This is a genomic window from Vicinamibacterales bacterium (assembly GCA_035699745.1).
Taxonomy (GTDB): domain Bacteria; phylum Acidobacteriota; class Vicinamibacteria; order Vicinamibacterales; family 2-12-FULL-66-21; genus JAICSD01.
Map to the genome: position 1 here is coordinate 60,314 of DASSPH010000060.1, position 21,870 is coordinate 82,183.

General features: G+C 70.5%; 17 protein-coding genes and 1 other RNA gene. 5 read left to right on the top strand and 13 right to left on the bottom strand.

What is annotated here, in order from left to right; genetic code table 11:
- The first annotated feature begins 3 nt into the window (after positions 1-3).
- Positions 4-1,980 carry a PQQ-dependent sugar dehydrogenase gene (locus tag VFK57_13140; GenBank protein ID HET7696652.1) on the top strand — a complete coding sequence of 659 codons (1,977 nt, stop codon included), beginning with the start codon at positions 4-6 and terminating at the stop codon, positions 1,978-1,980.
- A gap of 15 nt (positions 1,981-1,995) precedes the next feature.
- Here VFK57_13140 and VFK57_13145 read toward each other — a convergent pair whose 3' ends face one another.
- Positions 1,996-3,237: a vanadium-dependent haloperoxidase gene (locus VFK57_13145; protein ID HET7696653.1), complete on the bottom strand. Its 1,242-nt coding sequence runs from the start codon at positions 3,235-3,237 to the stop codon at positions 1,996-1,998.
- A gap of 128 nt (positions 3,238-3,365) precedes the next feature.
- Here VFK57_13145 and VFK57_13150 point away from each other — a divergent pair, with 128 nt between their 5' ends.
- The gene (locus VFK57_13150; GenBank protein HET7696654.1) at positions 3,366-4,013 is read left to right on the top strand and encodes an FHA domain-containing protein; all 648 of its coding nucleotides are present in this window, start codon (positions 3,366-3,368) and stop codon (positions 4,011-4,013) included.
- On the opposite strand, the gene VFK57_13155 is transcribed toward VFK57_13150, so the two are convergent.
- The 7 genes from VFK57_13155 to VFK57_13185 form a co-directional block, all read right to left on the bottom strand.
- Positions 3,961-4,941, bottom strand: a complete 981-nt coding sequence (locus VFK57_13155; GenBank protein HET7696655.1) for a hypothetical protein — start codon at positions 4,939-4,941, stop codon at positions 3,961-3,963. The genes VFK57_13150 and VFK57_13155 overlap by 53 nt on opposite strands.
- Before the next feature lie 4 nt (positions 4,942-4,945).
- Positions 4,946-5,467 (bottom strand): hypothetical protein, encoded by a 522-nt coding sequence (locus VFK57_13160; protein HET7696656.1) that lies wholly within the window; start codon positions 5,465-5,467, stop codon positions 4,946-4,948.
- Positions 5,468-5,535: 68 nt separating this feature from the next.
- Positions 5,536-8,283: a protein kinase gene (locus VFK57_13165; GenBank protein HET7696657.1), complete on the bottom strand. Its 2,748-nt coding sequence runs from the start codon at positions 8,281-8,283 to the stop codon at positions 5,536-5,538.
- A gap of 106 nt (positions 8,284-8,389) precedes the next feature.
- Positions 8,390-8,749 carry a hypothetical protein gene (locus VFK57_13170; GenBank protein ID HET7696658.1) on the bottom strand — a complete coding sequence of 120 codons (360 nt, stop codon included), beginning with the start codon at positions 8,747-8,749 and terminating at the stop codon, positions 8,390-8,392.
- Between the two features lie 76 nt (positions 8,750-8,825).
- Complete coding sequence (locus VFK57_13175) at positions 8,826-10,226, bottom strand: ATP-binding protein (GenBank protein ID HET7696659.1); 1,401 nt, start codon at positions 10,224-10,226, stop codon at positions 8,826-8,828.
- Positions 10,223-10,897: a response regulator transcription factor gene (locus VFK57_13180; GenBank protein HET7696660.1), complete on the bottom strand. Its 675-nt coding sequence runs from the start codon at positions 10,895-10,897 to the stop codon at positions 10,223-10,225. Before VFK57_13180 ends, VFK57_13175 begins: the two co-directional genes overlap by 4 nt.
- Complete coding sequence (locus tag VFK57_13185) at positions 10,882-11,790, bottom strand: diguanylate cyclase (protein HET7696661.1); 909 nt, start codon at positions 11,788-11,790, stop codon at positions 10,882-10,884. The genes VFK57_13180 and VFK57_13185 overlap by 16 nt, the downstream gene beginning before the upstream one ends.
- 134 nt (positions 11,791-11,924) lie before the next feature.
- Between VFK57_13185 and VFK57_13190 the strand changes: the two genes are divergently transcribed.
- Positions 11,925-12,086, top strand: a complete 162-nt coding sequence (locus VFK57_13190; protein HET7696662.1) for a hypothetical protein — start codon at positions 11,925-11,927, stop codon at positions 12,084-12,086.
- Positions 12,087-12,095: 9 nt separating this feature from the next.
- On the opposite strand, the gene VFK57_13195 is transcribed toward VFK57_13190, so the two are convergent.
- The 5 genes from VFK57_13195 to VFK57_13215 all read right to left on the bottom strand — a co-directional run bounded on the left by VFK57_13195 (position 12,096) and on the right by VFK57_13215 (position 20,457).
- Complete coding sequence (locus tag VFK57_13195; GenBank protein ID HET7696663.1) at positions 12,096-14,456, bottom strand: TonB-dependent siderophore receptor; 2,361 nt, start codon at positions 14,454-14,456, stop codon at positions 12,096-12,098.
- Between the two features lie 126 nt (positions 14,457-14,582).
- Positions 14,583-17,567 carry an ATP-binding protein gene (locus tag VFK57_13200; protein HET7696664.1) on the bottom strand — a complete coding sequence of 995 codons (2,985 nt, stop codon included), beginning with the start codon at positions 17,565-17,567 and terminating at the stop codon, positions 14,583-14,585.
- 24 nt (positions 17,568-17,591) lie between these two features.
- Positions 17,592-18,650, bottom strand: a complete 1,059-nt coding sequence (locus VFK57_13205; GenBank protein HET7696665.1) for an MEDS domain-containing protein — start codon at positions 18,648-18,650, stop codon at positions 17,592-17,594.
- A gap of 78 nt (positions 18,651-18,728) precedes the next feature.
- Complete coding sequence (gene cax, locus VFK57_13210; protein HET7696666.1) at positions 18,729-19,808, bottom strand: calcium/proton exchanger; 1,080 nt, start codon at positions 19,806-19,808, stop codon at positions 18,729-18,731.
- Between the two features lie 31 nt (positions 19,809-19,839).
- Positions 19,840-20,457 carry a hypothetical protein gene (locus tag VFK57_13215; protein ID HET7696667.1) on the bottom strand — a complete coding sequence of 206 codons (618 nt, stop codon included), beginning with the start codon at positions 20,455-20,457 and terminating at the stop codon, positions 19,840-19,842.
- Positions 20,458-20,524: 67 nt separating this feature from the next.
- Between VFK57_13215 and VFK57_13220 the strand changes: the two genes are divergently transcribed.
- Positions 20,525-21,586 (top strand): sigma-54 dependent transcriptional regulator, encoded by a 1,062-nt coding sequence (locus tag VFK57_13220; GenBank protein ID HET7696668.1) that lies wholly within the window; start codon positions 20,525-20,527, stop codon positions 21,584-21,586.
- Positions 21,587-21,654: 68 nt separating this feature from the next.
- An RNA gene (gene ffs, locus VFK57_13225) (signal recognition particle sRNA small type) lies at positions 21,655-21,755 on the top strand.
- Positions 21,756-21,870: the final 115 nt, after the last annotated feature.

Below are 21,870 nucleotides of genomic sequence, written 5' to 3' on the forward strand. Positions count from 1 at the left end.
GGCGTGATTTCGCGCCGACGCGACCTCCACCTCCTCACCGCATCTCTGGTCCTCGTCCTTGCCCGTGCCGCGGTGTCTTCGCAGCGCCCCGCGAACCCGGCCGCGGCCGCGTTGAAGAACCCGGTCGCCCCGACCGCAGCCTCGCTCTCGGCGGGAAAGGCGGCGTACGACATCAACTGCGCGGCCTGTCACGGCGCGCTCGGCCAGGGGGCGGTGAAGGCCGGCGTCACCATCTCGATCATCGCCGAGCAGGGAGGCAAGCAGCCGCCGGATCTCACGGACGACCAGTGGGACTTCGGGTCGAGCGACGGCGAGATCTATACCGTGATCAGGAAGGGCATCCCGCCGACGATGATGATGGGCTGGGAGGGGCACCTCCCGGACGCCGACATCTGGAACGTCGTCAACTACCTGCGCGCCCTGGCGGCGAAGAAGGACGTACCGTCCGCGCCCGCCGCGCCGCGGCCGGCGGCCGACCTGGCGCCGCGCCGGAAGCTCGAGCTGACCGACTACCTTCAGATGCCGGTCACCGCCGACAAGAACGGCACGGCGACGATGGCGCAGCTGGCGCGGATCAATTTCATGCGCGACGAGCCGGGCGGCCGACGCTTCTTCATCAACGATCAGAACGGGCCGCTCTACATCCTCGACAAGCAGACGAAGAAGCTCACGACGTATCTCGATTTCAACGGACTCGCCGGCCGTCCCGGCCTGTTTGCGAAGCTGACGTTCGAGCGCAACTTCGCGACCGGGCTCACCAACTTCATTTTCGATCCCGACTACGCGCGCAACGGCGTCTTCTACACGATTCACATGGAAGACCCGACCACCGCCGCGCCGTCCGAGCCGCGGCCCGGCGTGGTTCGCGGCCTCGAGCTGACCGGCTACCGGACCACGCCGGCGGTGCCCACGCCGATGCCGCCTGGCGCCGTCGTGACGCGCGAATCGGTGCTGATCGAGTGGACCGACCGCGACATCGCCAACGCGACGTTCGAGGGGACCGCGCGCGAGCTGCTGCGCGTGCAGGTGTCATCGGCGATTCATCCGCTCGGCGAGATGACGTTCAACCCGTCGGCGCGTCGCGGGGACGCGGAGTGGCGCGTGATGTACCTCGGTTCGGGCGACGGGGGGAGCGGCGAGCAGAAGGACGTCCGCCGGCTGACGCCGCAGCGGCTCGATACGCTCAACGGCAAGATCCTGCGCATCATCCCCGACCTGCGCGAGCACGCGAGCACGAGCACCATCAGCGAGAACGGGCGCTACCGGATCCCGAACGACAATCCGTTCGTTTCCCTGGCCGGAGCGCGCAAGGAGATCTGGTCGGCCGGCCTGCGCAATCCGCACCGGCTGATCTGGGATGTCGAACCTGCGCCGCCGCGAACGCCGCGTCTCATCGCGTTCAACATCGGCCTGACGGCGTGGGAAACGGTGATGATCGTCAAGAAGGGGGCGAACTACGGCTATCCGCTGCGCGAAGGGCCGCAGGCGATGACCCTCGAAGGCATGCGGCCGGTTCCGGCGGAGGACACGATTCCGCTGCAGATCACCGGCACCGTCGCGCGCGGAACGATCACGCCGACGTACCCGGTGATTGCCTACCCGCACACGGCGATCGGCGGCGACGCGATCGCCAACGGCTTCGTCTATCGCGGCCGCCGCATCCCGGCGCTCGAGGGCAAGCTGCTCTTCGGCGATATCGCGAGCGGCCGCCTGTGGTACGTCGAGATGGCGGACCTGCGCCGCGCCGACGACGACGATCCGGCGACGCTGGCGCCGCTCCACGAGGTGGACGGCGGCATTCGGCAGCTCACCGAAGCGACGTTCCGTGCCCGCGGCGGCCGGGGCGACACCCTGCCGGGTGCAGCCGCCGTCGCGGGCCGCGGCCGCGTCGACATGCGGTTCGCGGAGGACCACGACGGCGAGCTGTACCTGCTCACGAAGAGCGACGGCATGATTCGGCAGGTCGTCGGCTTCCGCTAGATCCTGCCGGCCGCCTCACTCCTCTCTCAGCGCGTGATTCACGACGAAACGGGCGACCTGTCGGCCGATCCGCGCGCCGGTCTCGTCCGACGTGCGGAAGTGGAAGCCGATGTAGATGCGGGCGTCGATGACCTCGTCGATCCCCTCGCTGAAGGTCGCCCAGGTGCGCGGGAACCCGGGGTTGCGCGGGCTGGCGGCTTCGATGGCCACGCCCGGCGCGTCGCCGAACAACAGCGCGAGCGCGCTCGCCATCGCTCCGCTGTTGGTCGAGTGCCCCGAGGGATACTCGGGGTGCGGATGCGTGGTGATGAGGGGACTCCAGAGCGGGTCCGCCGTGGTCGCGTCGTTGCCGTCTTCCGCGGCGCGGCGGATGGCCGCGATCGGGCGCCAGAAATTGTAGGTGTACTTCGCGTCGAAGCACGCGATGCTCGCGTCCGCGCCTGAAAGGTACATCAGCGCGAAGGTGCGCGCGGTGCTCGAGAGGTCGAGCCCCTTCTTGTCGATGACCCCGCGAGCGACGCTGTTCCAGATCGCCGACGGCGACCCGTCCCAGAAGATGGCGATGTTGGTCTGATCGGCCGAGCGCGCGGAGCCGGTCTGGACGCCGAACTGCTGCACCTCGTTCAGGTCCCTGGCGTAGCGGCCGCTGTCGAGCGCCGGCGGCGGATCGGGGCGGAACTGATCGCCGCTCCCGATCACCCACGTCTTCATCTGTCCCCATTTGGGCGAGGCCGGAACCGCCGTCTCGGTCCACACGCCCGGCGCGCCGGCATTCGGCGCAACGTAGCCCGGATCGCCGGCGGCGGCCACTTCGTTGGGAACGCGCGATGCGATCACCGCCTGGGCCGCCGCACGGCCGAACGCGACGCCCGGATCCGCCAGCGTGAGTCCGCAGGCGGCGAGCGAGGGTTCGAGCTTGTCCGCCCAGCCTTGAGCCGGAAAGAGCTGCGTCAGCGCGTAATTCGCCGCGGCGATCGCCGCGGCCTGCGGTGAGGCACCGGGCCCGGCCGGCGCCGCGGGGCGATACGTCGCATACCGCCCGGTGATGCCGTTGACCGCGTCGTGCATCGACACGTGCACGATCGCCATGCTGCGGATCTGCACCAGCGCCCCCTGCGGGGGCGTCGTGAGCGTCGTCGCCTGCAGCGCGTTCCGGTTCCACTCCATCACCGGAGAGCACGGATCCGCCGCCGCCGGAACACTGACGGCGAGCGAGAAGAGCATCGCCGCCGAGGAACGCCAGGTCGCTTTGAACATATTCCCTCCTGCGGCAGCCACGCAGAGGTGCCGCCGACCGCCGGAGAGTAGCGAGCGGGATGGCCGCGGGTCTTGGGGAAGCTGTGGAGCTGTGATGTGAATTCCGTGGGGACCCGTAAAATGGCCCGGTGACCTACCGCTTCGGCGAGTTCGTGCTCGACGGCCGCACGCGGCGCCTGCTTCGTGCCGGCGAGGAGCGCCATGTCTCGCCCAAGGCGTTCGATCTCCTCCTGACGCTGGTCGAGAACCGCGCGCAGGCGATGTCGAAGGCGGACCTGCTGCAGAAGCTGTGGCCGTCCACCTACGTGCAGGAGACCAACCTCGCCGGCCTCGTCGCGGAGCTGCGCCAGGCGCTCGACGATTCGGCGGAGGATCCGATCTTCATCCGGACGCTGCACCGGTTCGGATACTGGTTCATCGGCGCGATCGACGAAGACGCGGCGCGCCGCGGCGGCGCGCCGCCCGTGAAGTACTGGCTGCTCTGGGCGACGCGGCAGGTGCAGTTGCGCGACGGCGACAACATCCTCGGGCGCGCGCCGGATGCGGAGGTCTGGATCGACGCGCCGGGCGTGTCCCGGCAGCACGCGCGCATTCGCGTCGACGGCGATCGCGCCACGCTCGAAGATCTCGGGAGCAAGAACGGAACCTACCTCGGCGCCGACGCGGTGACGGCGCCGCGCCTGTTGAGCGACGGCGATCAGATCCGGCTCGGCTCGGTCGTGGTCACGTTCCGGATCCCGCCGGCCGCGGGGTCGACCGAGACGGTTCGGCGCTGACCTCGCCGAAATCGCCGAATCCTCCGCCCCCCGGCCCGAAGCGCCAGGCGGTGCCGATGGCCAGCATCCGCGCGCGGTGCGCGCCGCTCCGGCCCGACACGGTGGCGATCCACACCGCGTGCAGCTCCGTGTTGCGCGTCAGCGAGACGTTCACCCCGGCGCCGAGGTTGAAGTAGCTGGACACGATGAAGCGGTCGTGGCCGAGCCAGTCGTGCCGCGCGAGCTCGGGAATCGTCGGCCCTTGATGCCGGAACTGCCACCCCGCGATGCCGCGGATTCCGAACCGGGACGTCGGTTCGACGCCGCCTTCGACGTTCAGCTGGCTCGTGAGTGACGGAAACCCCTCGATGCGCTGCCCTCGCGCCACCGCGTAGCGGCCGTGCACGTACGAGCGCGGCAGGATGCGATTCAGATCGGCGCCGGCGGTGACGCCGACCTGCAGCTCGCGGCGGTGACGGCCGACGACGGCCTCGCCCCTGGTCTCGTAGTCGTGCGTGGGAAGGCTGATGCCGACGAGCGGAGCGATCGCGACCGGTCCCGCCCACCAGAGGCGCCGCAGCTCCGCACGGACATCCTGGAATGCGCCGTGATACCGGCGATCGAGGTCCAGGGGGCCTGGATGAGTGATCACACCGCCGACGAGGTACTCGTCGGGCCCGGTGTACTTCGTCGAGATGAACGGCAGCGACACCGAAAGGGCGATGGTGTCGGTGAGCCCCACGTCGACTTCCGTCATCATCGCCTTGCTGTGTGTCGCCCCGTTGGTATTCGGCTCTCCGGCCACGTTGAAGTGACCGAGCGTGTAGTAGTTCTGGTAGGTCACCGAGACGCTGCCTTCGCCTCGGGGAGGCACCCAGGGCTGCGCGTGCAGCATCGCGGCGGAGGCGAGCTGGACGATCGTGACCGCGCACGAAGCCGCCGCTTTCATCGGCCTATCTCGCGGACGGCTTCGCGGCGCCCTTCAGCTGCAGCTCGATGAGGCGATCGATCTCCTCGAGCGCCTCGAAGGGCGACATCCTGTCCGGCCTCAGGACGCATGCGTACGCGGCGCTCGCTTCCGCGGCGACGGCTTTGGCCGGCTTGTAGAGTACCGGCATCAGCGCCGGCCTCGAGGGCAGCACGTCGATTTCCTTGCGGACCGTGAGGCTGTCGGCGTAGCCGGTAATCACCACGTCATATCTGCCGGCGCCGAACGCGCGCGTCATGGCGCCCGCCGTCGTGACCGTCATCGGCTTGTGACCGGCGCGCTTCAGCATCTGCTCGAATTCGGCGATGCCGCGCGGCGTCCACCGCGGCGCGTAGACGAGGATCGCGGACGGATGAACCGAGGCGTAGGCGCGGAACCGCGGGCTGCGGCCGACGCGCAGGAACTTGTCGCCGCACGCGAGCGCATCGGCGGCGGCCCACACCATCAATCCCGCAATCAGGACCGGCACACAGAAGCGTCGCAGCATCGCGCCCTCCACAGGGCTGGACGTTACGCCCGCCGCCGCGGCGAGTCAAGGCGGCGGCCGTCGTGTTTCTATGGTTTTTCTATCCGGATGCGGATGCCTTCGGCCAGCCAGATATCGCCGCGGGGCCGGACCAGCGCGGTCGCGACGGCGCGCCCGCCGTCGGTCAGCGTCAGCCCCTTCACCGGATTGTTGAACGCGATCGACGCGCCGAGGTCCGCGAGGACGGTTTCGCGGCCGGACTCCACCGCGAGCCCGACCAGCATCAGCCGCCGGTCGTCGCTCTGCCGGATGCCGAGGAGTTGCCTGCCGTCGTGCGACCAGGTGTGCACGAGCCACTGTTCCTTCGACAGCTCGCGCTGCCGCGTGCCGTCCGGCGAGACGAGCATCAGGCCCGCGGCCGTTTCCCAGGTAATCCACTCGGGCGTGCCCCGCGACCAGTGGGGTGCCGCGTTGGCGACGCCGTCGCGGCGCAGCACGATGGGAGCGTCGCCGCTGCCGACGCGGACTTTCGCCAGTTGCCACTGTCCGCCGGTCCATTGCGCGAACGCGATCCACTGCCCGTCGGGCGACCACGTCGGACCGCTGTGGAGCCCCTCATGGTTCGCCGGCAGCAGGGGCGCCGGCGCGCCGCCTTCCACCAGCGAAATCCAGATGCGCAGCGGCCACCGCGGCGCGAAGCCGTTGCGCTGATAGGCAATGTGGCGTCCGTCCGGGGAGAATGCCGGACTGCTCAGCATGACGGTGCGGTCGGCGCCGAACTCGCGCTGCGTGATCAGCGGCCGATCGACGCTGCCATCCAGCGCGCGCCGCCAGATCTCGTCCGGACCGTTGCGGTCGGTGACGTAGGCGAGCGCCGCGCCGTCCGGGGAGAGCGTCGGGTCGGACTCGCTCTGCGGCGTGGCGAACAGCGGCCGGGGGGCGGCGCCGGCGCCAAGCGGGATGCGGACCAGGTCGTAGTCGGGCTCTCCCCGGGTGAAGACGACGCGATCGCCGGCGGCGGAGACCGACGGGAACGATTCGCTGTCGGCGCCGCGCGTCAGCGGCCAGGCGCGATCGGTCTGCAGATCGGCGATCCAGAGGTGCGAGCCCGGCGTCGACAGTGACATCACGCCAAGCGCCACGTGCCGGCTGTCGGCGAACCAGCTCAAGCTGACGTGGCGCGGTCCGGCGTCCGACCACCACTGCAGGCGCCGGCGCGGCTCTCCGCCGGGCAGCGGTACGATCCAGAACTGCCACATCCGGTCTTCGCGCACGCCGGGCACGCCGCACACCGCAATGCTGCGGCCGTCCGGCGAGAACGCCAGGGCGGCGTCGATGAACCGCATCGCGCCGAACGGCTCGTGGCGCCGCGCGGCGCGCTGCACCGCGTCGCTGGACCACGGCGCGCTCCCCTCCGGCGTCGCCAGCCAGAGCGCGGCGGTGCCGATCGTGTCCGCTCGTTCGTCATCCCGCAGGAACGCCAGCGTGCGGCCGTCCGGCGAGATCGCGGCGCGCGTCGCGTTCTCCACCACGACCTGCGGCGCGCCCCCGGCAGCGCCGACCGACCAGATGCCTTCGCGCTGGCGCGCCAGCGACACGTAGTAGAGGCGCTTGCCGTCCGGCGACCAGAACGGGTGCTTGCAGTCGTACGCGGATGCGGTCACCTGCGCCGCGGTATCCGCCGACAGCCGCCGGGTGAAGATCTGGAGCACGCCGCCCACGTCCGCCGCGTAGGCGACGAACTCGCCGTCCGGCGAGATCGCCGGCAGCCCCTCGTATGCCGCGCCGGCGGCGACCGCGCGGAAGCGCACCTGGGAGAGATCCACTGCCGGGCGCTCGCCGTTCAGCCGCCACGCGACGGATACCGCGGCGGCGAGCGCGATCAGCAGGATCACGACCGCGGCGCTCAGACCCGCCATCCACGGCCGGACCGCGCGGCCCGCCGGCGGGCCGGGGCGCTGCGCCTCGGACAGCCGGTCGCGAAGCATGCGCAGATCGCGGGCAAGATCCGCGGTGCTCGCGTACCGATCGGCGGGCAACTTCGCGAGGCAGCGCTCCACGATCCACGACAGGAGAACGGGCGCGTTGGCAACGCGCGCGGTCAGCGGCGGCGGGTCCTCGTTGATCACCGCGTCCAGCGTCGCCGCCGGTGTGCCGCGCCGGAAGAGCGGCTGCCCGGTCGCCATCTCGTGAAGGATCAAGCCGAACGAGAACTGATCGGACCGGTAGTCGGTCGCCCCCCCGCGCGCCTGCTCGGGACTCATGTACGGCACGGTCCCCGAGATCAGTCCCGGTTCGGTCACCGTGTCGCCGTTGAGCGCCGACGGCGGCACGGGCGCGACGGCGGACCCGGTGGGCAGCGCGAGGCCGAAGTCGAGGATCTTCACGCGCCCGCCGCGCGTGATCATGATGTTCTCGGGCTTCAGGTCGCGATGGACGATGCCGGCGGCGTGCGCCTCGGCGAGGCCGTCCGCGATCTGGGCGGCGACGTCGAGCAGCCGCTTGAGCGGCACCGGACCCGCGCGCAGCTCGTCGCGCAGCGACGGTCCGTCGATCAGCTCGGTGACGATGTACGGTGCCGGGCCGTCGACGCCGGCGTCGAAGACGGTGAGGATGTTGGGATGGTTGAGCGCGCTGGCGGCGCGCGCCTCGGCGACGAAGCGGCGGAGGCGATCGGGATCCGCGCCCGAGTGCTCGCGCAGGACCTTGAGCGCCACCTCGCGGTGCAGCCGCGGGTCCCACGCGCGATAGACCTCGCCCATGCCGCCGCTGCCGAGCGGTCCGAGGACTTCGTACGGCGCAAACCGTGCCGTCTCGCCGGAAGGACCGATCGGCATCGCGGGCGACCCGGAGCAATTCTATACAGTCAGATGCCCGCAGCGAGACGGGGAACTCGCGGGCCCCCCGCGGGACCCGTGAGCTCGAGCAGCCGCCGAGGCGCCGTCACCGGGCCGGAGCGCCGTGCTTCCTGCCCGACTCGACCCGGATGGCGGTCGCCACGTTCGTCTTGCCGTCTTCGCGATAGCGGACGGACACCGGTGCGCCGGCCGCGATCGTGCCGTCCTTCTGCGTCGCGCCGTTGACGGCGAAGGTCATGTCCGAGTGGTTCCTGCCGGCGCGTGTGATCACCAGCGTCTTGTCGTCGACCGACTTCACCGTCCCGCGGGTGGCGTGCGTGGCCACGCTCGCCTTCTGTGCCGGCTTCGCCGCGCCCTTCTGGACCGGCGCCGGCGACGCGAAACCCGCCAGCGGCACCAGGCTCAGCGCGCCGACCATCATCGCCATCGTAATCTGTCTCTTCATGAGTCCTCCTATCCGCGTGTCGTCTGTCCCTATTGGACCCGACGCGCGTGAGGAGGCCCTGAGCGGCGGATTAAGTTCACTTAACCTGCCGCGGCAGCGTCACTGTGAACGTGGCCCCCTCGCCGGGCCGCGTCTCGACGTCGATCCGCCCGTGATGACGGTCGACGATCCACTTCACCAGGCTCAGTCCGAGTCCGGCGCCGTCGACCACCGACGACCGCGCCGGGTCGGCGCGAAAGAAGCGCTCGAAGACGTGCGCCGCGTCCGCGGGATCGATGCCGATGCCGGTGTCGCGGACGGTCAGGCGCGCCTCGGCGTCGCGCGAGGAGACGGCGACGGTGATGGCGCCGCCCTCGCCCGTGAACTTGATCGCGTTGTCGAGCAGGTTGAGGACGACCCGTTTCAACCAGTCCGCATCGCCGCGCACCGCCACGTCGCCGCCGCGCTCGAATCGCAGGGTGAGCCCCTTGGCGCGCGCGACCGGCTCGATCTGTTCGACCAGCGTTTCGGCGAGCGCGGCAAGATCGACGTCGGTCTCGTGGATCGCGATCTCGCCGGCTTCCGCCCGGGCGAGCAGCAGGATCCGCTCGATCAACGCTTTCAGCTTGTCGATCTCCTCGAGCTGTCCGGCGCGGCGGCGCCGTGCCTCGTCGTCCGCGGGAGCGGTCAGCATCGACAACTCGATGTCCCCCCGCAGCGCGGCGAGCGGCGTGCGCAGCTCGTGCGCGAGCGCGGTGCTGAACTGCCGCATCTCGCCGACGGCGTGCTCCAGGCGGGACAGTGTCTCGTTGAACGCGATCGCGACGTCGTCCAGCTCGTCTCCGGCGCCGCGCACCGGAAGCCGCTGCCGCAGCCCGGCGATGTCGATCCCCCGCGTCGCGGCGGAGAGCTGCGACAGCGGCCGCAGCGCGACCCCCGCCGCCCAGCGCCCGACGAAGATGGCGGCCACCAGCGCCGCGGGCACGCCGACGGCGAGCAGGATCAGGAATCGCTCGAGGACGGCGTCGCGCGGCTCGAGCGAGACGCCGACCTGGAGCAGATACGTCCGTCCGCCGGCGTCGATCACGCTGTTCGATACCCGCAGCCGGCCGTAGTCGGTCTGGACGTCGAACGTGGACGGCCGGCGGCGGAACTGGCGCACTTCGGCGGGGGTGAGCTCGAGGCCGAGAGGCGCGAGCGCCGTCGAGCGCAGGATCAGCTCGCCGGACGCCGCGTCGAAGAGCTGGTAGTAGCGCGTCGCCTCGTCGACGAAGGCGGCCTGCGCCGGGTCGGCGGGATCGAACACCACTGCCGGCGCCCCGTCGGCGACGCGGAGGTAGCCGTGCAGGCCGCGCGTGAGCCCCGCCAGGTTGGTGGAGACGTCCGCGTCGAGCTGGTAGGCGAGCACGTTGTAGGAAATCGCCCCGATGGCAATCAGCACGACGCCGAACACCGCGGCGTACACCAGGGTCAGCCGCGAGCGCAGCGTCGGAATCACGGCGGCGTGTCCGTCAGCACGTAGCCGACGCCGCGCACGGTGTGGATCAGCGGCGGCGAGAACTCCCGATCGACTTTGTTGCGCAGCGAATTGACATGCACTTCGACGACGTTGCTGACGCTGTCGAAGTGAATGTCCCAGACGTGCTCGATGATGAGCGACTTGGTGAGGGGACGGCCGCTGTTGCGCATCAGGTATTCGAGGAGCGCGTACTCCTTGGCGGTGAGCGCGATCCGGCGTCCGCCGCGGCGCACGGTCCGCGTCATGGTGTCGACCTCGAGATCGGCCACGCGCAGGACGTTCTCGCGCGGCGCGCCGCGGCGAAGCACCGCGCGCAGCCGCGCGGACAGTTCGGCCAGCGCGAACGGCTTGACCAGGTAGTCGTCGGCGCCGCTGTCGAGCCCGGCGATCCGGTCGTCGACCGCGTCCTTCGCGGTCAGCATGACGACCGGGAGCGACGGTTTGCGCGCGCGAATGTCGCGCAGCACCTGGAACCCGGATCGGCCCGGCAGCATGACGTCGAGGATGACGGCGTCGTAGTCCACCGTGCGCGCCTGCTCGCCCGCGAACGTTCCCTCGTGCAGGACGTCGACCGCGTAGCCTTCCTGGCCCAGGCCGCTCTGAATGAAGCTGGCGACTCTCTGATCGTCCTCGACTACAAGGATGCGCATCGCTGGCCGCTGTCCTCATCATGCACCGTGCCGGGGCCGGCGACCGAGACCTGATTGCGCCCCAGCTCCTTGGCCCGGTACAGCGCGCGATCCGCGGCGCGGAACAGCCGTTCGCCGGCTTCCGAGAGATCCGGCGGCGTCCAGCGCAGGCCGAAGCGCTGGCAGGCGACGCCGATGCTCACCGACAGCGTCCCGGCGGGAAACGAGATCCCGGCCAGATCCGGGGCCTCGGCCTGCACGGCCGCGCGAAGCGCGTCGGCGAAGACCTGCCCCTCGGCCGCGTCGTACCGGGGGAGCGCGACCACGAACTCATCGCCGCCGTAGCGGCACGCGGCGGCGCCCGCCGGCAGCCGCGCCGCGATCACTCGCCCCACGGTCCGCACCGCTTCCGCGCCGGCGAGATGGCCGTGCGTGTCGTTGAGCGTTTTCAGCCGATCGACATCGAGCACCAGCATCGCCAGCGGCTCGTTCGCCGCGCGGCAGGCCCGGAACATCGCGCGCAGCCGCTGTTCGAACGAGCGCAGGTTGTGCAGTCCCGTGAGATCGTCCGTGCGCGCCAGCAGGTCCAGCCGGCGGTTGTCGTCTACCAGCCGGGCGGTGACGAGGCCGACAGCCACGAAGAGCAGGACCTGCACGAAGTCCCACTGCTGATGCTGGAAGGCCAGGAGGCGGGGATTGGCGACATGGTACAGGACGATGGCGACCAGCGAGGCGGCGATGCCGCCCGCGAACCCGAAGCGGATCGCGGCGAGCACGATGAACACGTAGTAGAGGTGCTGCACGGGCGCCGAACCACTCGCCTGATCCAGTACGAACACCGAGAGCAACCCGACCGCGAGGGCTGCCGACGCGGCGAGGGGACCGGTCGACGGCGTTGGCTGGGCGTGACGCACTCCACGAGCGTCGCCAGTGGTCAGGCGCATGGTTACGGCGCAGTCCAGATTGAACGCGATCCACGTGAGCCGTGCATGACGCGCACATTAAGTTCGCTTAAGGCAGGGAGCCCACTACCGCGAAGCCGATCGACATCGGATCCGATGTCTGGGTCGGCGGCGGCGCCGTCATCCTGCCCGGCGTGCGGATCGGCGCGCGCAGCGCGATCGGCGCCGGCAGCGTCGTGACGCGGGACGTCCCGGACGGCGTCTTCGCCGCGGGGAACCCCTGCCGCGTGATCCGCGCGCTCGAGTAGAGGCGGGGCTCAGAACCGTGCCGTCAGCGAGACGCGCACCGCGCGCGGCGAACCGGGCGTGATGTTGTTGTTGCCGTTCGAGAACGCGAAGTAGCGTTCGTCGAGCAGGTTCTCGACGTTCACCTGCGCCGAGAGCGCGCGCGACAGCCGCAGGAACAGCGCCGCGTCGACGCGCGTGAACGACGGCAGCACGACCGTGTTGTCCGTCGACGTGAACATGTCTGCGCTGCGGATGAGTCCGGCGCCGATCCCCCAGCGCGGCGTCACGTCATAACGGTTCCACAGCGAAAAGGCATGCCGCGGCACCTGCGCCAGCCGGGCGCCCGCCTTCGCGCTCGCCGACAGCGTCTGCGTAATCCTGCCGTCCTGGTAGGCGTAGCCGCCGACCACGCTCCACGCGCGCGTGAGGTGCCCGGTGGCGCCGAGTTCGACGCCGTTCGTGCGCTGGCCGTCCACGAGGATCGAGCGGGTCGCGTCGGCCGGGTCGGGGACCACGACGTTGGTGCGGGCAAGGCGGTAGACCGCCGCGGTGAGCGACAGCGCCGGCCGCAGGTCCCACTTGATGCCGGCTTCGTAGTTGACGAACTTCTCGGGATCGAGCGACTGATTGGTCAGCGACAACGACGACAACTGCTCACCGGCGCGCGGGACGTAAGTGAGGCTGTAGCTCGCATACAGCGACACCGGTTCCACGGGCTTGTAGATGATGCCCAGGCGCGGCGACAGCAGATTGTCGGTGCTCGCGACATCGGCGCCGGTGCGGTTGTTGTGGAAGTCGACGTCGAACCGGTCGAAGCGCAGGCCGATCACGGCCTGCACGTGACGCGACAGTTCCACCTGATCCTGCGCGTAGACCGCCGCTACTGTCGCCACGCCGTGATTGTCGGCGTCGGTCGCACTGGGCGCGAACGTCACCGGCACGGAGATCGTGGGAGCGCTGACCGGCACGGTCACGGAGGTCACCGCCGGGCCGACCGCGGTGAAGTAGCCGGTCTGCCTCCGGTTGTCGGTCTGCTGCCGGCCGAACTCGGCGCCGGCCAGCAGCACGTGCTTGACGGCCCCGGTGAACGCCGTCAGGTTCAGATCGGTCTGGTTGAAGACATTCTGCCGCGCGGTGCGGTTGTTGTAGGCCGAAATGGCGACGTCCGATCCGCCGGCGCCGGCCGCCGCCGACGGAAACACGTTCTGGTAGAACTTGTCGTAGTCCGCGAACCGCGCCCGGTTGCGCAGCAGCACGCTTGCGCCGATCCGCCGATCCACCGCCGCGGTGAGCGCGTTCACGGTCACCACGCTGTTGCTCGCGTCGGGATCGCCGAAGAACGCCGACGGGGCGGTGTCGAGCGGCCGCCCGGCGAACGACGGCACCCCGCGATCCGCCGTGCGATCGTCGTGGAAGCGTTCGTATCCGGCGCGGATCATCGTCGACGCGCCGAGCGTGAGCGCCATCGTCGGATTCACGCCGTAGCGCTCGACGCCGACGCCGTCCCGATACGAGTTCGAGTTCTCGTACATGCCGGTCACGCGTGCGGCCAGCGCGCCGAGCGGACGACCCAGATCCAGCGAGAGGCGGCGATTGTCGTGCGAGCCCCCCTGAACGGTCAGCTCGTGCACCGTGCTCCAGTCGGCCTGGCGCGTGGCGCGGTTGATCACGCCGCCGGCGCCGCCGCGGCCGAAGATCATCGCGTTCGGCCCTTTCAGCGCCTCGACGCGTTCGACGTTGTACAAGTCGCGGAAGTACTGCACGTCGTCGCGCACGCCGTCGACGAAGAAATCGGCGGTGGTGCTGTTGCCGCGCAGGATCGGGGTGTCGCGGTTGCCTTCACCCTGTCCCATTCCGACCCCGGGCACGTAGCGGACGACGTCCGCCATGCTCTGCATGCTTTGATCGGCGATGGTGCTGCGCGTGATCACCGTGACCGCTTGCGGCACATCGCGCAGCGGCGTCAGCGTCCGGGTCGCGGTCGTCGATCCGGCGGCGGCGTCCGAAAGGCTGCCGTGGACTTCGACGTTCTCGGATACGGGACGGACGTCGATGGCGTAGGCGTTGGCGCCGGACAGCCGGTGAGCGAGTCCGGTCCCCTCGAGCATCCGCTCGAGCGCCTGGCTCGCGGTGAAGGTCCCGCGGACGCCGGGAGAGTGGATGCTCTGCACGGCGGCGGCGAGCGAGGACTCCACCGAGACGGTCACGCCCGTCACCTGGCGGAATGCCGCGACCGCCGCGTCGAGCGGCCCTGCGGGAATGTCGAACCTGAAGGCGATTTGCGGGTCGGTGTTCGAATGGGCGGCGAGCGCCGGAACCGGAGCGAAAACGGCAGCGCCGGCGAGGCTGGAAACAGCCACGATCCGGCGCACGAACGAGCGAAACGGCATCGATTTCCCTTTCAAACCAATAGCCGACCAGAACGGTCGGATTAAAGTAAGCCTATATCCGACCAAATTGGTCGGTCAAGAGGGCACGCGACCGGCGGGCGATGGCGGACCATACGCGCGCGCCGTCTACGGCCGGACGATGCGTGAGAGCGACGCGACGGCGCCGACGAGCGCCTCGGGCTCGACCGGCTTCTCCACGTGCGAATTGAAACCGGCGTCGAGGGCCTCCGCCTGCGCCGCGGCGCCGGCGTAAGCCGTCAGCGCGACGGCGGGTATCCCGCGATTCGCGAGGTGCGCGGGGAAAGCGCGGAGCGCGCGGATCAGGGCGAGGCCGTCCTGTTCCGGCATGCCGATGTCGGCGACGAGGACGTCGAAGCGCTCGTGCGCGAGACGGTGCAGCGCCGCTCCCGCCGACCCGGCCGTCACCACCGCAGCGCCGCGCTGTTCCAGCATGTGGCGGGTGAGGTCGCGTGCGTCCGCTTCGTTGTCGACCACGAGCGCACGCACGCCGGCGAGCACATTCGCCGCGGTGGGAGTTCCTGGAGGCGAGCTGGGTGGGACGGCCGCGCCGGCGGCGCGCAGCGGCAGCCGCACGCGAAATGTCGCGCCGCGGCCGGTCCCCTCGCTCTCCGCCTGCACGGTGCCGCCATGCGCCTCCACCAGGTGCTTGACGATCGAGAGTCCCAGGCCGAGGCCGCCGTGCACGCGCGTCTTCGAGGCGTCCATCTGCCGGAACCGCTCGAACAGATGCGGCGCGAACGCCGGGTCGATCCCCTGTCCGGTGTCGCAGACGACGATCTCGGCCGCGGAGTCGTTCTGTCGCAGCTCGACGTCGACCCGTCCGCCGTTCGGGGTGAACTTGATGGCGTTCGACACCAGGTTCCAGACCACTTGCTGCAGCCGGTCCGCATCGCCGATGACCGTCACCGCGTTCGCGGGCGGCACCTGAAGCTCGAGCGTCAACTGCTTCGCGCTCACGCCGGCGCGCACGGTCTCGACCGCGTTCGAGACCACGGCCGCAAGATCGACCGCGTCGCTGCGGATCTGCAGCTTGCCGGCGACGATTCGCGAGACGTCGAGCAGATCTTCGACGAGCTGCGCCTGCGCCTTGGCGTTGCGCTCCACGGACTCGAGCGCCCGCTCACGCATCGCCGGCTGGAGGGTGCCTTCCCGGAGCATGTGCGCCCAGCCGAGCACCGCATTGAGAGGCGTGCGCAGCTCGTGCGAGAGGGTGGCGAGGAACTCGTCCTTCAGGCGGTTGGCGTGCTCCGCTTCCTGGTACAGGCGCTCGTTCTCCAGCGCCAGCGCGGTGCGGACCTCGACTTCCCTGCGGAGCGCGATCTCCGCCTGCTTGCGGCCGGTGATGTCGGCAAGGCTGACCAGAACGCTGGCCGGCGGCTCGTCCGGCGGCGGGAACGCGACGCTGAGCAGGACGTCGACGCGGCGGCCGTCGACGCTCTGTACGGCCGCTTCGGCGGTGAAGTCGCGGTCTCCGCCGGCGAGCGCCAGCAGCTCCCCGATGAACACCTCGCGCGTCTCGGGACGGAAGATCCGGGACAGCGATCCGACCAGCGCACGCTTGTCGGCGGCGCCGAGGAGTCGCAGCGTCGCCGGGTTGACGTCGACGATCTTCACACGCGCGACGCACTCGTCGACCACCCCGGGATGCGAGCGGAGGTGCGCTTCGAGCGCCTCGCCGCGGAGGCCCAGCGCGTCGAGGATCGCCTTGACGTCGCTGAAATCCTCCTCCCACAGCGACACGCCGGTGCTCTCGAAGATGCGGCGATACCGTTCTTCGCTGCGCGACAGCACGTCGCCGTGATCGCGCAGCTCGCGCTCGAGCGCCTTGCGGTCGGTGATGTCGACGACGATGCCCAGCATGCGCTCGCCGTCGCGGGTGCTCTGCAGCTTGCCGGCATAACTGAGCCAGCGCAGCCGTCCATCCGCGGTCGCGATGCGGTAATCCGCAGCCGCCGGCTCCTCTCCCGCCAGCGCGCGCGCGAGATGCACGCTCATGCGCTGCCGGTCGTCGGGGTGCACGTACTTGCTCCACTCGGCTGCGGTCATCACCCCGGCCCGGGCCGGCAGTCCGAAGATGGCGAAGAACTCCGCCGAACAGTGCGCGGTCTGGCGGCGGAAATCCCACTCGAACGTGGCGACCCCGCCGGCGCGCTGCGCCAGGCTCAGCATCTCTTCGCGGTGCCGCAGGACCGCCGCCGCTTCCCGCTCGCGTTCTTCGATCCGCCGCCGTTCCGCGATCGCGGCCGCGAGCAGCAGCGCGGTCGCGGCAAGCACGCCCATGAAGAGCTGCAGGAGTACGAGGGCGCTGCCGGGAGGCGTCTGCCAGACCGCCACCGACACGGCGCCGAGGACGACCAGCGACGTGACCGCGGGGCCGCCGCTGACGGCGGCGGCGATCACGAGAGGAAAGACGATGTACTCGGCAGGGTGGGGGCGCAGCGGAACGATCCCGAATGCCACGTAGGCCACGATCACCGCGCCGCCGACGAAGATCGCCGCGAGCGCCAGCCGCCGCCCGGGCCACCGCTGACGGACGGTGGTGAGGATGGCGGGCGCGACGATCACCGAGCCGAGTGCGTCGCCGAACCACCAGTTCCACCACAGCGCCGCGAAGGCATTCCAGGGCTGCACGCCCGCCGCGCACAGGGTGGTCACCCCGACCGTGGCGCTGACCACCGGACTCGCCACCACCGCGACGACGAGAAAAGCGGTGACGTCGCCGACGCGCGCCAGCGTCGCGGCGAACTCCGGCCGCCGGCGCAGCAGCCAGGCGGCCGCCACCGCCTCGAGGGTGTTGCCGGTGGCGATGGCTGCCGCCGTCCACATCGGGGCGGTCGTCGCGGCATTGGCCGCAAATGCCCCGATCCAGATCGCCGGCCACAGGCGGATGCCGCCCAGCAGCAGCGCGGCGATCGCGATGCCGGTCGGCGCCCAGACGGTAGTGATCTGCTCGGCGACGAAGGCGACGCGGAATCCGAAGTGCGCCGCAGCGATGTAGACGGCGGCGATCGCCGCGCCGATCGCAGTCGTCCGCACCAGGCGGCGCGCGCTGGAAACCGGCCTCACGGAGCCGTCTGCGGCCACGATCATGGAGCGAAGCGGGTCACCCCGAGGTCAGTTGGCGATCGCCGCCGGGCCGCCGTCCGACCACACGTGCGTGTGGAGGCCCGGCACCTGACGGCACGCGGCATCCTTGTAGAAGTGTCCGATCGAGTAGCCGCACAACAGCGCGAAGGTGTGCGTGCGCGCCAGCTGGTTCCACATGGTTTCGAGCCGCACCGCGGCGGCCGTGTGCCCGGCTTTCCACAGCACGTCGACCATCTCGCCGTACGCGCGCACCACGCACCCGGGCCGGCCGCGGCTGGCGCGCTCGATCAGCGGGATGACCGCGTCCCTGAACCGCGACGCGTCGGGCATGTCGCCGACCATGAACTGCGACAGCAGCTGCGCGGCGTCGAGCATGATCAGATCGCCGCCGGACTCGAGTCCGGGGACGTCGAAGCAGTACGACGCCAGGACCGCTTCGAGCGTCATGCGATGCTCGGGCGTCGCGATCACGATGCCGGGAGCGCCGGCGGCGAACCCCTCGCCGAGGAACTGCGCCACGATGCGGGCGAGCGAGTCGCGGTCCTGGTAGAAGCGCACGGCATGAAAGTGCTGCTCCTCGGAGACGCTGGCATGGTGCAGGCTCTCGATCGCGGCGAGCTCGCGCGAGGTGAGCCGTCTCGCGCCGCTGGTGTGATACCCGCAGAAGATGCCGATGTCGAACGCGGCGGCGAGCTCGTGCCCGAGGCGCTCCAGCGCAAGCGCGCCCTCGATCTGCCCGCGCTGGACCAGCAGCGACACGACCTCGCCGTAGATACGCACCCTGGCGCCCGCTTTCAGGAACGGCTGCAGGGTGGCGCGGAACCCGTTCAGATCGAACTCGCCGCCCGCGGTGAGGGTGTCGGCCACCTGGTCGGCCTCGACGAGCACGAGGCTCCCGTTCGCCGCGGCGCGGCCGTACGCCACGCCCTGGTCGTGCAGCCGTCGTGTCACGGCGCTCCAGTGCGGCAGCGTCGCGATCACGACCACCTGCTCGGCGGCCGCGAGTCCCTCCGCGACGAACGACGCGACGCGGTCGACGATGAAGCCGTCGGAGTGGTGGAAGGCGGCGACGTGCTGCGCAGGCATCGTGCGCATTATCACTCCGCGGCCGCGCGGAGTGAACGCAGGTCCTACCTCAGCTGTTGGCTGCCGGCCGTCCGGCGGTCACGCCGGCAGGAAGTAGAAGCCGAGCGCCAGCACGACGTAGATCGCCAGCAGCTGGACCCCCTCCATCCAGTGCGTCTCGCCGTCGTGCGCGATGAAGGCGATGCTCAGCACCGCGACGGCGATCGCCACCAGCTCGAACATGCTGAAGAGCAGGTCCATCGGCCGCGGCGCGATGACGTAGCTGAGGAGCACCAGCGCCGGACCGACGAACAGCGCGATCTGCGTCGACGACCCGACCGCAATCGCCATCGCCGCATCCATCTGGTCGCGCGCCGCCAGCGTCACCGCCGAGTAGTGTTCCGCCGCGTTGCCGACGACGGCCACGACAACGACGCCGACGAACAGCTCCGTCCATCCGAGCACGCGCGCCGTCTCGGCGACCGCGCCGACCAGGATCTCGCTGACCACCGCCACCGCCACCGTCGCGCCGACCAGCAGCAGGATCCATCGCCGCGTCGGCGCCGCGTGACGCTGCCGCCGCGGCGCCGGCGGCAGGGCGGCGCCGTACAGCGTGCGATGCGTCTTGAGCGTGAAGACCAGGCTGACGCAGTACGTCGCGAGCAGGACGACGGCGATTTCGGTGTCGAGCTTCAGCTCCGTGGCGCCGCGTCCCCTCGCCAGATGGTGGAACACTGCCGGCACGATCAATCCCACCGCGCTCAGCAGCAGCATGGTCGTGCCGAGGCCGGCGGCGGTGCGATTGAACTTCTGCACCGGACGTCCGAGCCCGCCGGCGAGCGCCGCGGCGCCGAAGACGAGCAGGACGTTGCCGATGATCGATCCGGTCAGCGACGCCTTGACGAGATCCGGCAGCCCCTCGCGCAGCGCCAGCGCGCCGATGATCAGCTCGGTGGCGTTGCCGAACGTCGCGTTGAGGAGACCGCCGATGCCGCCGCCGAGCCGCTCGGCGAGCGCCTCCGTGGCCCGCCCGATGTAGCCGGCCAGCGGGAGCAGCGCCAATACGGCGGCGGCGAAGATCCAGACATGCCGATCCGGTGCGAGGTAGCGCAGCAGGAGCGCCGCCGGGACGAACGCCAGCAGCAGCTCGACGCGTAGCCAGCGGGCCGTGGACCGCACGCCTTCTCGGTTGGGAGGTGAGTCCCTGGAGCTAGAAGTTGAAGCCGGCCAGCAGCCGGATGTTCGAGACGCCCCACGCGGTGGCGCGCAGCTCGAAGAACAGACCGTCGCGGTTTCGCGCGCCGGCGATGAAGTTCATGCCGCCGTTGAAGTCGGTGTCGCTGAAGTCGAAGCGATTGGGCGTGTCGGCCGGATCGTCCGTCTCGACGTTGTCGGCGTCGCCGGTCTCGAACCCCTTGTGGCTCAAGCCGAATGTCGGGCCGGCCCCGATGTAGGGGGACCAGGCCGTTCCGCGCGTCGCGCCGGGCAGCGTGTACAGCACGTCGAGATTGATGGCGAGCAGCGTCGTCACTTCACCGGCGCCGACCTCGAGACCGGGACGGAAGCGGACCGCCGGGTGAAAGACCGGCTCGAACGTTCCGTGCGCGCCGAACATGATCAGCTCGGGGTCGAGGCCGACGCCGCCGACCACGCCGACGCCGAAGCGGCGCACGGCATCTTCGATCGCGTCCTCGGCCTGCCGCGCTTCGGGCGGCACGTTGGAGGTCTGCTGAGCGTTGACGGGCTGGCGCGGCTCCTGTCCGGCGTCAGCCCAGGCGGGAGCGGCGATTAGTGCGGCGAGTAACACGAGAGCAACGGGGTTCTTCATGCGCCGAGGGGGTGCAACGAACGAGCCGCGCCGGCGGACCTGTGCGATATGCTGGCTCGACCGTCGCATGCGACAGAAAATCCGACCCCCGACGGCGGCGCCGCACGCGGTGCCGGAGCACCTGATCACCGGCGTTCCGCCGGTCGGGGACGAGAAGCTGATCGGCGGCAACACCGGGCTGGCCACCGTCATGGCGCGCGCGCAGATCGTGGCGCGCAGCAGCGCGCCGGTCCTGCTCTTCGGCGAGACGGGGACCGGCAAGGAGATCATCGCCCGCGCGATCCACGAGCAGTCGCCGTTCCGCAACGGTCCGTTCCGCCGCGTCAACTGCGGCGCGATCGCGCCCGAACTGATCGACTCCGAGCTGTTCGGCCACGAGGCCGGGGCGTTCACCGGCGCGGTGGCGCGGCGCAAGGGCTGGTTCGAGCAGGCCGACGGCGGCACGCTGTTCCTCGACGAAGTCGGCGAGCTGGCGCCCGCCGCGCAGGTCCGCCTGCTGCGCGTCGTCCAGGACGGCGAGGTGGTGCGCGTCGGCGGGGATCGCGCGATCAGCGTGAAGGTGCGGATCGTCGCCGCGACGCACCGCGACCTGCCGGCGATGGTCGAAGCGCAGACGTTCCGCGAGGATCTGTATTACCGGCTGTCGGTGTTTCCGATCGTGATTCCGCCGCTGCGCGACCGCCCCGGCGACATCCGCGCCTTCGCCGAGTACTTCGCCGAGCGCGCCGCGAACCGCTTCGGGCTCCGCGCGGTGCCGGTCTCCGACGAGGACGTCGAGATGCTGGCCGCCTACCGGTGGCCGGGCAACGTGCGAGAGATGGCCGCGGTCATGGATCGGGCGGTCCTCATCGGGCAGGGGCGCGCGCTCGACGTCGCCGCGGCGCTCGGCGGCGGCGCCCGCGCCGCGGGCGCGCCGCCGGAACGGGCCGCCGGCGCGCCTCCCGCCCCGACGGATATCCAGCCTCTCGACGTCGTGATGCGCCGCCATATCGAACTGGCGCTGCGCCACACCCACGGCCGCGTCGAGGGGCGCTACGGCGCCGCCCACCTCCTGAAAATCAATCCGCACACGCTTCGCGCGCGAATGCGCAAGCTGCACGTCGACTGGCGGACGTTCCGCAACGACTGAGAGACGCCCCGCCGGGCTGAGAGGGCGTGCGCCGTGTAGTACACTTGGACGACAGTGCATCGGACCGCGGTCCGGACCCTGTGCAAGTGCAGCCTACGAACCGCGTCAGGGCCGGAAGGCAGCAGCGCTAAGTAGTCCCTGTGCTGTGCCGCAGGCCCTCCGGATCGCGGTCGGGTGCACTCGTCAGCCTGCCGCTCGCCGCTTTCCGCCCGCCGCTCGCCGCTTATCGGACCCTCACCCACTCGCGTCGTAGTACACTGATTGTTCCGAATCGTCCTGCCTCG

Excerpts from the sequence above, each read along its gene's own strand:
- VFK57_13195 (HET7696663.1), bottom strand. The coding sequence starts at position 14,456 with ATGCCGTTTCGCTCGTTCGTGCGCCGGATCGTGGCTGTTTCCAGCCTC.
- VFK57_13145 (HET7696653.1), bottom strand. The coding sequence starts at position 3,237 with ATGTTCAAAGCGACCTGGCGTTCCTCGGCGGCGATGCTCTTCTCGCTC.
- VFK57_13200 (HET7696664.1), bottom strand. The coding sequence starts at position 17,567 with ATGATCGTGGCCGCAGACGGCTCCGTGAGGCCGGTTTCCAGCGCGCGC.
- VFK57_13155 (HET7696655.1), bottom strand. The coding sequence starts at position 4,941 with ATGAAAGCGGCGGCTTCGTGCGCGGTCACGATCGTCCAGCTCGCCTCC.
- VFK57_13205 (HET7696665.1), bottom strand. The coding sequence starts at position 18,650 with ATGCCTGCGCAGCACGTCGCCGCCTTCCACCACTCCGACGGCTTCATC.
- VFK57_13220 (HET7696668.1), top strand. The coding sequence starts at position 20,525 with ATGCGACAGAAAATCCGACCCCCGACGGCGGCGCCGCACGCGGTGCCG.
- VFK57_13165 (HET7696657.1), bottom strand. The coding sequence starts at position 8,283 with ATGCCGATCGGTCCTTCCGGCGAGACGGCACGGTTTGCGCCGTACGAA.
- VFK57_13170 (HET7696658.1), bottom strand. The coding sequence starts at position 8,749 with ATGAAGAGACAGATTACGATGGCGATGATGGTCGGCGCGCTGAGCCTG.
- VFK57_13215 (HET7696667.1), bottom strand. The coding sequence starts at position 20,457 with ATGAAGAACCCCGTTGCTCTCGTGTTACTCGCCGCACTAATCGCCGCT.
- VFK57_13160 (HET7696656.1), bottom strand. The coding sequence starts at position 5,467 with ATGCTGCGACGCTTCTGTGTGCCGGTCCTGATTGCGGGATTGATGGTG.
- VFK57_13180 (HET7696660.1), bottom strand. The coding sequence starts at position 10,897 with ATGCGCATCCTTGTAGTCGAGGACGATCAGAGAGTCGCCAGCTTCATT.